The 13,475-nt window shown below is 42.0% G+C and carries 17 protein-coding genes; 5 read left to right on the forward strand and 12 right to left on the reverse strand.

The annotated features are described in order from the left end of the window. Positions 1 to 273: 273 nt before the first annotated feature. Positions 274 to 513, forward strand: coding sequence for a hypothetical protein (locus CDG60_RS14965; RefSeq protein WP_087513031.1), 240 nt, complete (start codon positions 274 to 276; stop codon positions 511 to 513). Positions 514 to 724: 211 nt separating this feature from the next. Here the strand turns inward: CDG60_RS14965 and CDG60_RS14970 are convergent, their stop codons facing one another. The 3 genes from CDG60_RS14970 to pheS all read right to left on the reverse strand — a co-directional run bounded on the left by CDG60_RS14970 (position 725) and on the right by pheS (position 4,525). Further along, positions 725 to 1,021 (reverse strand): integration host factor subunit alpha, encoded by a 297-nt coding sequence (locus tag CDG60_RS14970; RefSeq protein WP_086197465.1) that lies wholly within the window; start codon positions 1,019 to 1,021, stop codon positions 725 to 727. Next, entirely contained in the window at positions 1,018 to 3,399 is a 2,382-nt protein-coding gene (gene pheT / locus CDG60_RS14975) for a phenylalanine--tRNA ligase subunit beta (RefSeq protein WP_087513032.1), read from the reverse strand. Before pheT ends, CDG60_RS14970 begins: the two co-directional genes overlap by 4 nt. Positions 3,400 to 3,544: 145 nt before the next feature. Beyond that, positions 3,545 to 4,525: a phenylalanine--tRNA ligase subunit alpha gene (gene pheS / locus CDG60_RS14980; RefSeq protein WP_087513033.1), complete on the reverse strand. Its 981-nt coding sequence runs from the start codon at positions 4,523 to 4,525 to the stop codon at positions 3,545 to 3,547. 160 nt (positions 4,526 to 4,685) lie between these two features. Between pheS and CDG60_RS14985 the strand changes: the two genes are divergently transcribed. Then, positions 4,686 to 5,717, forward strand: coding sequence for a hypothetical protein (locus tag CDG60_RS14985; RefSeq protein ID WP_087513034.1), 1,032 nt, complete (start codon positions 4,686 to 4,688; stop codon positions 5,715 to 5,717). Between the two features lie 124 nt (positions 5,718 to 5,841). Here the strand turns inward: CDG60_RS14985 and CDG60_RS14990 are convergent, their stop codons facing one another. The 5 genes from CDG60_RS14990 to rpmI form a co-directional block, all read right to left on the reverse strand. Next, positions 5,842 to 6,387, reverse strand: coding sequence for a P-loop NTPase family protein (locus CDG60_RS14990; protein ID WP_087513114.1), 546 nt, complete (start codon positions 6,385 to 6,387; stop codon positions 5,842 to 5,844). Between the two features lie 63 nt (positions 6,388 to 6,450). Further along, positions 6,451 to 6,648 carry a hypothetical protein gene (locus tag CDG60_RS14995; RefSeq protein WP_087513035.1) on the reverse strand — a complete coding sequence of 66 codons (198 nt, stop codon included), beginning with the start codon at positions 6,646 to 6,648 and terminating at the stop codon, positions 6,451 to 6,453. A 91-nt stretch (positions 6,649 to 6,739) separates the two neighbouring features. Next, the gene (locus tag CDG60_RS15000) at positions 6,740 to 7,117 is read right to left on the reverse strand and encodes a hypothetical protein (RefSeq protein ID WP_087513036.1); all 378 of its coding nucleotides are present in this window, start codon (positions 7,115 to 7,117) and stop codon (positions 6,740 to 6,742) included. A 102-nt stretch (positions 7,118 to 7,219) separates the two neighbouring features. Continuing rightward, positions 7,220 to 7,579, reverse strand: coding sequence for a 50S ribosomal protein L20 (gene rplT / locus CDG60_RS15005; RefSeq protein WP_004867327.1), 360 nt, complete (start codon positions 7,577 to 7,579; stop codon positions 7,220 to 7,222). A gap of 11 nt (positions 7,580 to 7,590) precedes the next feature. Continuing rightward, positions 7,591 to 7,785 carry a 50S ribosomal protein L35 gene (gene rpmI, locus CDG60_RS15010; RefSeq protein WP_001096359.1) on the reverse strand — a complete coding sequence of 65 codons (195 nt, stop codon included), beginning with the start codon at positions 7,783 to 7,785 and terminating at the stop codon, positions 7,591 to 7,593. Positions 7,786 to 8,123: 338 nt separating this feature from the next. On the opposite strand from rpmI, the gene CDG60_RS15015 reads away from it, so the two are divergent. Together CDG60_RS15015 and CDG60_RS15020 are read left to right on the forward strand one after the other, a co-directional pair. Beyond that, positions 8,124 to 9,383: an MFS transporter gene (locus CDG60_RS15015; protein ID WP_087513037.1), complete on the forward strand. Its 1,260-nt coding sequence runs from the start codon at positions 8,124 to 8,126 to the stop codon at positions 9,381 to 9,383. A 91-nt stretch (positions 9,384 to 9,474) separates the two neighbouring features. Beyond that, a complete protein-coding gene (locus tag CDG60_RS15020; RefSeq protein ID WP_087513038.1) occupies positions 9,475 to 10,206 on the forward strand; it encodes an energy transducer TonB in 732 nt (243 codons plus the stop codon). 367 nt (positions 10,207 to 10,573) lie between these two features. Here the strand turns inward: CDG60_RS15020 and CDG60_RS15025 are convergent, their stop codons facing one another. From CDG60_RS15025 to CDG60_RS15035, 3 genes are read right to left on the reverse strand one after another with little or no spacing between them, the layout of a single operon-like run. Then, positions 10,574 to 10,999, reverse strand: a complete 426-nt coding sequence (locus tag CDG60_RS15025; protein WP_087513039.1) for a YqaA family protein — start codon at positions 10,997 to 10,999, stop codon at positions 10,574 to 10,576. Between the two features lie 4 nt (positions 11,000 to 11,003). Then, positions 11,004 to 11,435 carry a hypothetical protein gene (locus CDG60_RS15030; protein ID WP_087513040.1) on the reverse strand — a complete coding sequence of 144 codons (432 nt, stop codon included), beginning with the start codon at positions 11,433 to 11,435 and terminating at the stop codon, positions 11,004 to 11,006. 42 nt (positions 11,436 to 11,477) lie between these two features. Then, a complete protein-coding gene (locus CDG60_RS15035) occupies positions 11,478 to 12,095 on the reverse strand; it encodes a glutathione binding-like protein (protein ID WP_087513041.1) in 618 nt (205 codons plus the stop codon). Between the two features lie 327 nt (positions 12,096 to 12,422). Here CDG60_RS15035 and CDG60_RS15040 point away from each other — a divergent pair, with 327 nt between their 5' ends. Beyond that, the gene (locus CDG60_RS15040; RefSeq protein ID WP_087513042.1) at positions 12,423 to 12,821 is read left to right on the forward strand and encodes an SPFH domain-containing protein; all 399 of its coding nucleotides are present in this window, start codon (positions 12,423 to 12,425) and stop codon (positions 12,819 to 12,821) included. Between the two features lie 101 nt (positions 12,822 to 12,922). Here CDG60_RS15040 and infC read toward each other — a convergent pair whose 3' ends face one another. After that, positions 12,923 to 13,474, reverse strand: coding sequence for a translation initiation factor IF-3 (infC, locus tag CDG60_RS15045; RefSeq protein WP_087513043.1), 552 nt, complete (start codon positions 13,472 to 13,474; stop codon positions 12,923 to 12,925). Position 13,475 lies beyond the last annotated feature (1 nt).

The raw sequence follows: 13,475 nt of genomic DNA on the forward strand, positions 1-13,475 counted from the left end.
AAACCCTATAACTTTTAGGGGCTTAATAAGCATTTATCCAATATAAACCGACTTATTAATTGTTATTTTCTGTTAAAAACAGCCTCAAAAACCACCATTTACTGCCTTTTTTTTATGCAACCCAGTGGAATTTAAAAATATACAGTGATAGCATAGCCGCAGACCAGTTAGACTGCCCTGCATTGTTAATGCCTAATATAATTTAGGAATAATAAAAGCACTTAACAGGCTAACGTAGGTTTTTTTTAATCTCATTATTTAGAGAGTGATGCCATGTTATTCAAAAAAATCGCTATTGCTGCTGCAGTTGCTACTACTTTAGCTTTCGTTGGTTGTGCTAAAAAAACTGAAGAAGCTCCTGCTGCTGAAGCTGCTGCTTCTCAAGCTGTAGCTGCTGCTTCTGAAGCTGAAGCTGCTACTGAAGTTGCTGCTTCTGCTGCTGACGTTGCTGCTTCTGCTGCTGACGTTGCTGCTTCTGCTGCTGCTCCAGCTGCTGCTTCTGCTGCTCAATAATCTGACAGTTTCAGATTATTAAAAAAAGAGAGCCTTTGGCTCTCTTTTTTATTGCTTAAATTTTATTTTCCATTCTGATACCTTAATTCATCATCCATACTTTCAGACTGTCTATTTTTTAATTAAAAAAAGTACATATCATAAGAATTATCAAAGTTGTGCTGAAAATCTTAGTCCTGTAGTTCATCAGATTAAAAATAAAAAAAGCAGATCAATCGATCTGCTCATTTCCAACACGCTGTCTGAATTTCTGACCTGCACGGAAGGTTACAACCCGACGGGCAGAAATTGGAATTTCTTCACCTGTCTTAGGATTACGCCCAGGGCGCTCCCGCTTGTCACGCAATTCAAAATTACCAAATCCTGATAATTTGACCTGCTCTCCTGAGATCAGCGCCTGGCTGATCTCATCAAAAAACAACTCGACCATTTGTTTCGCTTCACGACGGTTTAAACTCGTGAGCTCACTTAAATGATCAGCCATTTCTGCTTTTGTTAATGCTGTCATGAAGCCCTCAATGTCGCCTGGTAGGTATTTTCCAATACCTGGATAATGTTATCCATTCCGGATTTAATTTCAGCATCTTCAAGTGTACGTGCAGCGTGTTGCCAAAGGAGTGCAAATGCCAGTGAGCGCTTGCCTTCTTCAACGCCTTGCCCAGTGTACACATCAAACAGCCAGGTCGAATTTAAAAGCTCTCCACCTGTCTTTTCGATAAGTTGCTGAATTTCGCTGACATTAATCTTATCATTAATTAAAAGCGCAATATCACGTCTAACCGATGGGAAACGTGATAATTCTGTAAAATTAGATACATAAGTTTGCAAAACAGCCTGTTGATCGACTTCAGCAACCCAGGTTGTACCCAGATCAAGTTCATTTTCAAGTGAAGGGTGCAGACGTCCCAGGTAACCTATTGATTTACCATCGACAATAATTTCAGCAGATTGCCCAGGATGTAACCACTCACGTTCAGAACGAGTGAACTCAGCCTGAACTCGACCTGCCGCAAGAATCTCTTCAACCTCACCCTTTAGATCAAAGAAATCCATTGCCTGTGGTTTACCATGCCAAGATTCAGCTTGCTTAGCACCGACAGCAATCATCGCCAAAGTTGGAATTTGTTTAAGATCATCAATATTCTGTGCATTTTGATAATCAAAACGTAAACCAAGCTCAAAGAAACGTACACGGCTTTGTTGACGATTAATATTGTATTGCACACAAGGGATTAAGCTTGAAAGTAAAGTTGAACGCATCACAGCCAGATCGCTTGAAATTGGATTTGCCAATGCCAAAGGATTCACTTGTGAATTCAATTGTTTTTCAAGTTTTAAATCTGCAAAGCTGAAGCTGATCGCTTCCTGATAACCCAAAGTCACCAAAGTCTGGCGCAACTGCGGCAATTCAAACTGATCTTGATGTTTTGCTAATTTCACATCAATAACAGGTAGACTGATTTGAATATTGTCATAGCCATGAATACGTGCAACTTCTTCAATAAGATCCTGATAAATTGCCATATCGTAGCGATGTGATGGTGGAACAACAGTCCATTCACCTTGCGCTTTGACAGCTACTGTACAACCTAAACGTTGCAAAGCATCTGTAATAAAGTCCGATTCAACTTTATAACCTAACAATTGATCTACTTGCGCCTGGTTTAATTCAATCGCTTCGCGTTTTGGCAATAATGCAGCTTGTTCAGCCACTGTAATTGGACCAAATTCACCACCCGCCAAGTCTTGAATCAATTGTGATGCACGGTGCATTGCCATCATTGGCAATTCAAAATCCACACCACGCTCATAGCGCTGTGAAGCATCTGTATGTAAGCCATAGCGACGCGCACGACCTGCAATTGCAAGTTGAGCAAAGAATGCTGATTCCAGGAAAATTTCAGTGGTTTCATCAGTCACAGATGAAGATAGCCCACCCATGATACCCGCTATTGCCAATGCTTTTGCATCATCAGCAATCACCATCATATCTTCAGTTAATTCTACTTCCTGGTCATTAAGTAGAACCAGTTTCTCATTTGCAGTTGCCTGACGAACCTGTACTGAATCTTGAACCTTAGCACCATCAAAGGCATGTAAAGGTTGACCGAGTTCAATTAACACATAGTTGGTAATATCCACCAGAATACTGTGCTGACGAATCCCTGAACGTGCTAAAGCCTGTTCCATCCACTCTGGCGTTGGTGCTTTAGTATTGACGTTTTTGATGACACGACCTAAATAACGCGGGCAACCTTCAGTTGTGACCACAACTTGCTTTTGATCTGCAATTGTTGCAACAACTTCTTTGATCTCTGGTGCAGTCACAGGAAGCTGGTTAATCACACCAATTTCACGGGCAATACCACGGATACTGAAACAGTCACCACGGTTTGGAGTGATACTAATATCAATCACATGATCATCAAGGTTTAAATATTCACGGATATTCACACCAACAGGTGCATCAGCAGGTAATTCTAAAAGACCATCAATTTTATCTTCAAGATCAATTTCAGAAGCACCGCACAACATCCCTTGTGATTCAACACCACGAAGTTTGCCTTTTTTGATTTTAAAATCACCAGGTAATACCGCACCGATCGTTGCAACTGGCGCTTTCATCCCTGCACGTACGTTTGGCGCACCACACACGATTTGCAATGGTTCACCCGAACCAATATTAACTGTGGTCACACGTAAACGGTCAGCATCTGGATGCTGTTCTACTGTCAGAACCTCACCAACCACTACACCTGTAAACGGTTTTGCTGCTGGTGTTAAATCATCGACTTCCAGACCAAGCATAGTCAGCTGGTCAGATAAAGCTTCGCTATCAATTGCAGGATTTACCCACGTGCGTAGCCAATTTTCGCTAATTTTCATTTCGTAAAAACCTATAATTTCTAAATTTCTAATCCCCCTCTAACTCCCCCTTTAAAAAAGGGGGAGAACTTCTCAAGTATCTGCTTCGAGAAGTCCCTCTCCTTTTATAAAGGAGAGGTTAGAAGAGGATTTATAAAAAATCTGTTTAAGCAAACTGGCGCAAGAAACGCACATCATTCTGGTAGAACATACGCAAGTCATTGATGCCATAACGCAACATCGCAAAACGTTCTACACCTAAACCAAAGGCAAAACCTTTATATTTTTCAGGATCAATACCCGCAGCCTGGAGGACGTTCGGATGAACCATACCGCAACCTAAAACTTCCAGCCATTTACCACGCTCATCCATAATGTCCACTTCCGCACTTGGCTCTGTGAATGGGAAATAAGATGGACGGAAACGGACTTTCAAATCTTTTTCAAAGAACTCATTGAGCAGATTCACCAGTAAACCTTTCAGTTCTGCAAAGCTGGTATTTTCAGCAACGTATAAGCCTTCGATTTGATGGAACATCGGTGAATGCGTCTGGTCAGAATCGCAACGGTATACACGACCAGGACACACGATACGAATCGGTGGCTGAGTAGTTTCCATGGTACGGACCTGCACACCAGAAGTATGCGTACGCAGTAAATGATTCGCATCAAAATAGAAAGTGTCATGCATTGCACGCGCAGGATGGTGTCCTGGAATATTCAATGCTTCAAAGTTGTGATAGTCATCTTCAACTTCTGGACCTGTCGCAACTGTAAATCCAGCCTTAGTAAAGAACTGACAGATGCGCTCCTGAACCTGAGTAACCGGATGGACACTACCCACCGTCTGACCGCGACCAGGCAAAGTAATATCAATCGTTTCACTTGCAAGCTTCTGTTCCAGCGCTGCTTTTTGTAATTCTGTCTGACGTTCCGTCAGTGCAGCAGTAATGGCTTCACGGACGGCATGAATCTGTGCACCAAATTCCTTGCGCTGTTCAGCGTCCATTTTACCCAGTGATTTTGACTGTTCAGCAAGCTGGCTCTTCTTCCCCGTAAACTGCACCCGAACCTGATCGAGTGTGGCAAGGTCTTGAGCTGCTGCAATTGCAGCGAGCGCTTCTTTGGTCAGGGCTTCCAGTGACATAGTAACTCTCAAAGCAACAATGATTAAAAAAATATAAAAAACCCCATATTCTAACAGTTTTTACGCATGGGGATGAAGTTTCCTGTACATGAAAAATTAGATTGGAAAGCTGAATTATAAAAAGTATAAGATAGCGATAATCATCCTGAGATCAATCACAATGGCGCTCGATCAAATCTGGAAACAACAACTGACTTTAGTGACTTATGGCAATGAATTTCTGACTCAGAATCTGAGCTTCCAGCGATGGCTGCAGCATTCCATTTTTAATCAGCACCTGATGCAGTTTCGGGACCTGTCCACTCAACACCTGCTGGCTCAGCATTTTCAGATATGGCTGGAAGGATTAAAAAAACAGGGATGTTATCGGATCAGCCTCCATTGTTCTGCCATACTCAATGATGAGAAAAACCCGAATCCAAACGTTGAGCTGTTGCCTGTCGCTCATTTTATTGTCAGCCATGAACAGAATAAAAAAACAGCATGGATTTTAGGTAAAGAGCTGCCTGAATGGTACAACGCAGACAATGATTATGAAATTCCTGAAAATCAGAAAGCAGCTGTACGGCATGAAGTGTTCTGGAAATTTGAACTGAACCCGAAACTTGCAAAAAGTATTGATACTGACCTGCAACAACCGAACTGGGATGATATTCATCAATATACTGAAAGTGAACTGTTCCAGACCCGTTTTGCTGCTGATCTCAAAGCCCCACTGACACTGAATCAACCCTATGATGGTTTGACCGATACAGTCAGCAACACCCTGAATGAAACTGCTGAGCAGACACAGAATTTATCTCTGCTCCCTACAGATTATCAGGCTGATTTTGCTCATCAGTCACTGCACAGACTTGAAGCGCTTCAAAAACTGATTCAGCAAAAAATCAAGCATCCATATAATGACGAAGATGTGCCTTTACAACCTGATGAGCAGTTAAATTTAAGACATTTTTCTCAGAAACTGGATGATCTGACAGCAAAATTTGTGGTTAAAGTAGCCAATCATTATAAAACAGCAAAACTTACCCCTGTCGAAATCGCCAACCCGCTCGACGGTGCTCAGCCAAACATCAGGAAAAATATCAGCTCCCGTCCAGGCACTGAGCATAAATCTGCTAAAACAGGGACATTTGCGCTTATTTTTATCACAGTTCTGATCTGTATTGCGGCTTATTATTTTGGACTCTAAAACGGTCTGATTTACAGTATGCATGGCACTCCGGCTATCCTGAATTCAGCAGATTCAGACCTTTGCACCAAAGGCTGTTCTGCTGACTGACTGTATTCTGCATAGCATGCATCCAACTGAGTTTTTAAATATTTGCCAGATAGGTTTTCAGCATTTTTCGACTGGTCAAGCGTACAAAATGAAGATGTGCATACTGCGGATCTGTCATCATCTGCATGTATTTCACTCTGTTTTTCGAATGCGTTTTTATCATCCACAGCACAATGGAATCACGACTGAACATTCGCCTGAAACTTTCAGTATTGTCTGAATTTTTCCAGAACGGCTGCTGAGACATTGCACGACCGAAAGCACGCCGAACAGACTGATATAAATTTAAGCTGAACGGTAAATCCAGCCAGATAATGGTATCCACTTCCTTCCATGTGATATGCGTAGTCCGTGAATAATTTCCATCAATCACATACCCCTGATATTCAGGATCTGTATGTGCCTGCACAATGGCATCCTGAATTTTCTTAAAAAATACCGGATCAGGCGTTTCCTGCCAGTTATCCATCCACAACAGATCATCCAGTTCAATATATGCCAGATGCAACTTTTTGGACAATTGCCTGGCAAAGGTGGATTTTCCCGAGGCTGAAGTCCCAACAACATTGATATATTTCATAAATGCACTCAAAACTGACCAATAAAAAAGCAACATAGAACGTTGCTTTTAAAGATCAGGATCTCAATACAATGGCCTGATTCTCAGGCTGATTTTATGATCATCTGCATGCTGATTGATATAATGCTCTACCGCAATCACCTCACCTGTAATTTCTGCATCTGCACCATACATGACTTTGATGCTTTCCCCTATTCGGGGTACAGAGTGAAGCTCCACTTCAATTGAACCCTGCTGAATACCCTCAATCTCAACACGCATGATCAAATACTCATCTGAAAGATATCTTTAATGTATTTGAACCTTGCCACCGCACCTATCGTATTCCTGTGCAGATTATGTAAAGACAGGTTTAATCATCATATTCGAGTTCATCTTCATGGATATTAATATAGTCAGGCTGTGGGGTCTCACCAATTCTGACCGCCTTGATCGTGGCAAGATTCATAAGCCTGGCTTTGGCAATCCGATGCATGCCATCCATGACCCGACCTTCTGCACAGAGAATAACAGGATAGGATAAATCTGCGGCTTCAATCAGCTGTATATGTTCAATAATCTGCTGGGTTGTCGGATGTGTGTCAGGAAACCAGTACGCCTCATTCAGTTCCCTGATCCCGGTTAATGGAGTTTCAATGATCTGAAATTTCTGGCTTAACTCAACCAGACGATGCACATCCCAGATATGTGTATCTTCACCCACCTGACGGAAATGGTATTGTTTACGCATGAAACAGGCGCTTTATTCAAAAGAACATATATTACATTTTACAAAAGTTCAGACAAAAAAAGACCGCTGAAAAGCGGTCTTTTTTTAATTATCCGGAGATAATTAAGCAGCTAATGCGCCTTTAGCTTTTTCAGCTAAAGCTGCAAATGCAACTGCATCATGCATAGCGATGTCTGCAAGAACGCGACGGTCGATGATAACCTGAGCTTTTTTCAGACCATCGATCATGCGGCTGTAAGACAAACCGTTCTGACGAGCACCAGCATTGATACGTGCAATCCACAGAGCGCGGAATTGACGTTTTTTCTGACGACGGTCACGGTAAGCGTATTGACCTGCTTTGATTACAGCCTGGAACGCTACACGATAAACACGTGAACGCGCGCCATAGTAACCTTTAGCACGAGCAAGAATTTTTTTATGACGACGATGCGCCTGTACACCACGTTTTACACGAGCCATTTATAATCTCCTTAGATGTATGGGCACATACGGCGAACTGAAGCAACGTCACTTACGTGAACCATTACACAGCCGCGTAACTGACGGATACGCTTAGCAGATTTTTTGGTCAAAATGTGGCGTTTGAACGCTTGTTTACGCTTGAAACCGTTAGCAGTCGCTTTGAAACGTTTAGCTGCACCACGGCGAGTTTTTAACTTAGCCATAACAACCTCTTTAAACACCTGTTCGGAGCGTTCGCACCATTGCGAGGACGACCTGCAGGTAAGGGAGCGAGTATTCTAAAGTAAAACAGAACAAAACAAAAGCAATATGCGGACTATATTTCCAGTCTGCTGTCACTTTCAGACGAACCATCCTTTAACGTCTCTACACAATTTTTTATCTTTTTCTACACAAACTCTGTAGAGCTGATCAATCATCTGAAAAGAAAACAGTACAATCAGCAACTACAATACAAAGCTCATAAAAACCAGACTGATGTTCCTGTGAACAATTGCATAAAATACATATAATAATCATATCTTGATAAAACCGAGCCGACATGAACCCTGCTCAGGATGCATTTGCAGCCCTCCGTTACCGTGACTTTTCAATTGTTACACTGAACCAGTTCTGCCTGACTTTAGCTATTCTGATTCAGGAAATCATTGTTGCCTATTCACTTTATCAGATCACCAAAGACCCACTGACACTTGGACTGATCGGGCTGGCAGAAGCTATTCCATTTATTGCCCTTTCCTTATGGGGCGGGTATTTTGCAGACAGATTCAACAAACAGACCATTATGAAAATCTGTCTGTTTTTTTCTGTGCCTTTACCTTTGGTGCTGTGGTGGCTGTTTCATGCACACAGTCAGCGACTGATTGAACAAAATACACTTTCATGGGGCATCTATGCAGTGATTTTTGGTTTAGGGACAATCCGCGGATTCTACAACCCTTCTGCAACCTCACTTAAACCGTTTTTAATTCCGCGTGAACTGTATGCCAATGGTGCAACATGGACCACCATCGGCTGGCAAAGTGGCGTAATTTTAGGTCCAATGCTGGGTGGTTTCATGCTGGCAGGACTGGGGCGTGAAACCAGTCTGTTTTCAGTGTCAGCCTTGCTTCTTGTGTGTTTTATTCTGATCAATCTGTTAAAAAACCGTACTTTTCCTGTTATGGAAACTGATAATTTATGGAACAGCCTCGGAGAGGGTTTCCGGTTTATCATGAAAACCAAAATCGTCCTTTGGGCAATTTCCCTGGATCTGGTTTCAGTGCTGTTTGGCGGTGTGATTGCCTTACTGCCTATTTTTGCAGAAGATATTTTAAAAGTTGGTCCTGAAGGACTGGGATACTTACGTGCAGCCCCTTCCATTGGCGCACTCATTACCATGATTGCGCTGACCCGCTTCCCTCCAACACATCATGCATGGCGCAACATGCTGCTGGCAGTGGCAGGTTTCGGAGTTTTCACTCTGATTTTCGCTTTCTCAGACCATATGTGGCTGTCCCTTATCGCTTTAGCCATGACAGGTGCATGTGACAGTATTTCAGTGGTGGTGCGTCAGACGATTCTGCAGATTTATCCGCCGGAAAATATGCGTGGTCGTGTTGCTGCAGTCAACGGCATGTTCGTGTCCAGCAGTAATGAACTTGGAGCATTTGAATCCGGGCTGGCAGCCCGATATATGGGAACGGTCTTTGCAACGGTATTTGGTGGCTGCATAACCCTTGTGGTGGTCGTGATCAGCTGGACAAAAACTCAGGATTTATTTGGAGTGGATATTACTAAAAGCGAAAACCCACAGAAATAAAAATGCTTCAGCGCTTGCGGGGTTTTCCAAATCAGGAAATACTTCGCGCTGAACTTCAGATCTGCCTCATCACTCTGCCCAAGATATTTTTATGAAACTACATTTCGCATTTCCACTGCTGCTCGCCCTCCCCCTCAGTTCAGCCATCAGTGCTGAGCCAAAAAACTCACCACAGCTTTCTGTTCTGAAAAGTTCAGCTCAGTCACCGCATTTAACCACCCGTATTCAATGGAACCGCTTCCCTCGACCAGTATTTAAAAATGAAGATTTAAAAGATCAGAACCGTAATGCAATTATCCGTGTTTATGCTGATACAACAGGAAAAGTCACCAAAGCCACCGTACAGGAAAGTACGGGCCTGGAAAAACTGGATGAAATTCTGCTTACAGCAGTACGCTCGGCAACGGTTAAACCTTATATGGATGACGATAATGCATTGCCTGTGATTGGTTATCAGGTATTTAACTTAAAAGTTGATCAGGATAATACTGAAATCTGTGATCTGACTTTTGACTCCAAAGTCTGGCTGGCACAACAGACTGATAAAAAAACGGCATTCCGTTATCGCAGTCAGCCACAGCTGGAACTGAATTCCGAACTGCTCAACAAACATGACCGCACTGTAAAATTCAGCTTTAAAACCAACCGACATGGTCATGTCAAATCAGTCAAAATCACGCAGGGATCAGGTGTCTATGCACTGGATCAGCAAGTAAAACAGACTGTTTCCACAGCTCAGGTCGATGTCCCTCGAAAGTTCTGGATTTATAAAAAATCAAAACTGAAAGATGAAATCAGATTTTCATCCAGCAGCTGTCATTGAAGTGATTCAATGTGGAGATACCATCCGTTATCTCCACTTTACAATGATGAAACTTATAAAAACAGATTCACAATCAACCTACAGCTTTTGACTGTACAGATCGTCCTCAACTAAGTGTAGGCATCTCTGTGCTTCAGGGGAAAAACGCCATATCTCCTTTTCCAGGAAGCCCCAAATATACTGCCCTCAGAAAATCCATATATTAAAAATATCAACATTACAGAAAGCTCAGTCATTTCTGAACTGGATCATAAAGTCATCAATGCTGCATAAGTGCTACGTATTTCTGTCAATCTATATGAATACTGACACCTGCAATCATTCATGCTGATGAATTTACGCATGGATAAAGCAGGAATCCACCCGTCTAAACCAGACCTGCAAATATCAGATAAATCACAAGATACCGACCTGTTTTTGCAACACTGACCATAAAGAGAAAACGTAGAAATTTTTCCCGCATCAATCCTGCAATCAGGGTGATCGGATCACCAATAACAGGCAGCCAGCTCAGTAAAAGCGACCAGTAGCCATATTTTGCATAGGTCAACTGGGCACGCTGGAGCTGGTTCTCAGGAACAGGAAACCACTTTTTATTTTTATAATGTTCAATTTTATAACCCAGCCACCAGTTGACGCAGGAACCCATGATATTGCCCAGACTGGCAGTCAGCAGCAACAATAACACTGAGCTTTTTCCCTCCATTAACAAACCTGCCAGTACAGCCTCAGACTGTAAGGGTAATAAGGTAGCAGCTCCAAAAGCGGACAGAAAAAGGAGTAAATAAGCCATGACTTCAGTGCTGATCACTGCCAGGAAAACGTCTCAGCATATAGATAAAGATGGAGTAAATAAATGGCAGACTGAAACAGCTCCAGTGTACAGCATCTGCTGTCAGCAACTGTTCATATACGCTCAGGTGATAACGACCTTCAGACACAGCATACCAGTCAATGCCGTTGTGCCAGGACAGATACTGTAAAAGTATCAGACTGCCTACAAGTAAGCCCACAGCAATAGTGGTATCTTTCCATAGCAGATGAAGCCTGGACTGAAACCACGCAAATACTGTCGCAAAGATCAGTCCTGTCAGTGAATATAAAATCAGGCTCAACTGCCACAGCCGGTCAACAGAATAAGCCAGCTGCATGACAGCACTTATTCCTGCCAGCAACAGCATAGCCGTTATGGAAAGCAACCAATGCTGATCATAAGTGGTCTGTTTCACTGTGCTCAGTTCCTGTAAAGCATCGTGACTGGCTTCTGTCTCTCAGACTTTAATGGATAATGCTTTCTGCACAGCAGGACGAGCAGTTAAACGCTCAACGTACTCTTTAACATAAGGGTAATCATCAAGGTTTATCTGTTGCCATTCATGTCGCAGTATCCAGGGCAGGATTGCCATATCTGCTATTGAATATTCACCTGCGACATACTTCTGTCCAATCAGCTGTTTATTCAGCACCGCATACAGACGTTTCGTTTCCGTCACATAACGCTCTACAGCATAAGGAATCTGTTCTTTGGCAAATTTAGAAAAGTGATGATTCTGTCCGAGCATAGGACCAAAACCACCCATCTGCCACATGAGCCACTGCTCCACTTCAACACGTTCCTGCTCATCCTCAGGATAGTAAAGACCTGTTTTGCGTCCCAGATACTGTAAAATTGCACCAGATTCAAAAACAGAAATCGGTTCTCCGCGTGGTCCAAGCTGATCCACAATGGCAGGAATTTTATTGTTTGGCGAAATACGTAAAAAGTCAGGCTGAAACTGATCATTTTCTAAAATATTGATCGGGAAAATCTGATAATCCAACCCCATTTCTTCAAGTGCGATGGTAATTTTATGACCATTGGGCGTTCCCCAGTAATACAGATCAATCATATTTCATCCTTCCGCTTTCTCGCATATTTTCTAAATTTTATGATATGAATACTTTATTTTATAACATAGTTTAAGAAGATCACTGTATAATTTTATGCAACTCTGATTGATAAAAAATTAAATATACAGACAATCTTCCGTTAGAAATCTCACCATTTGCAAAACTAACAAACCACCTAAGTTGAACCACCCAAATCACATCTCAAAATAACGCATTCTTTTCTTTAACCCCTAAATTATTTCGCCTATATTCATTTTAAACTGAACTGAAGCTTTAAAAATTACTTCTCATTCACCAGCCAGTTCAATAAATTTTAAAGGTCAGATATGAACTACGTCAGACAAAAAAACATAGATATCTTTGTTTTACTCATTGGTGGCTTCTTCTTTATTGTGCTCATCCTGTTGTTTATGTTCGGATGGCCACACTACAAAGTCTGGAAACAAGGGATGGATGGACAAGCCGCTTTAGCTGAAGCAGAACAATCAAAAATGATTCAGGTACAGGTTGCAAAAGCTGAGTTGGAAAGTGCAAAACTGCGTGCTGAAGCCATTAAGCTGGTCGGTCAGGCGGCTAAAGATTATCCTGAGTATCGTAAACAGGAATTTATTGGAGCATTTGGTGAAGCCTTACGTGATGGTAAAATTCAACAGATTATTTATGTACCAACAGAGGCCAATATTCCAATTGTAGAAGCGGGAAATAAGCCTGTCTCAAATCAATAAGCATTTATTTACCAAAAGTGAAATTCAATTCAGACTTGTTTTTCACAGCAATAAAAAAAGCACTGCTGAGAGCAGTGCTTTTTTTAAGATCAAAAACAGGCTTACTTTTTCTTTTTAGGACCAAGTAACATACCCATCTGACGACCTTCCATTTTTGGAGTCTGTTCAACGATACCCACTTCAGCTACATCTGCTTCAATTTTTTGTAATTGAGCCAGACCCAGCTGCTGGTGAGCCATTTCACGACCACGGAAACGTAGAGTAATTTTGACTTTGTTACCTTCCTCAAGGAACTTAAGGATAGCACGCAACTTAACGTTGTAATCACCAACATCTGTACCAGGACGTAACTTGATTTCTTTCACCTGAACCTGATGCTGTTTCTTTTTAGCATCTTTCTGCTTTTGCTTCAGGTCAAATAAATGTTTGTTAAAATCCATGATTTTACAAACAGGTGGTTCTGCATTTGCCACAATCTCAACAAGGTCAAGATCTGCTTCTTCAGCAGCACGCAACGCTTCTGTAAGCGTTACGATACCTTTCTGTTCCCCATCTGCTGCGACGAGACGAACTTCTTTCGCCTTGATTTCATCGTTTAATGCAGGACGATTGCTTTTAGCACCTTGTTGTTGGTTACGGTCAGGCTGTTTAATC

This window comes from Acinetobacter chinensis (assembly GCF_002165375.2).
Lineage (GTDB): Bacteria > Pseudomonadota > Gammaproteobacteria > Pseudomonadales > Moraxellaceae > Acinetobacter > Acinetobacter chinensis.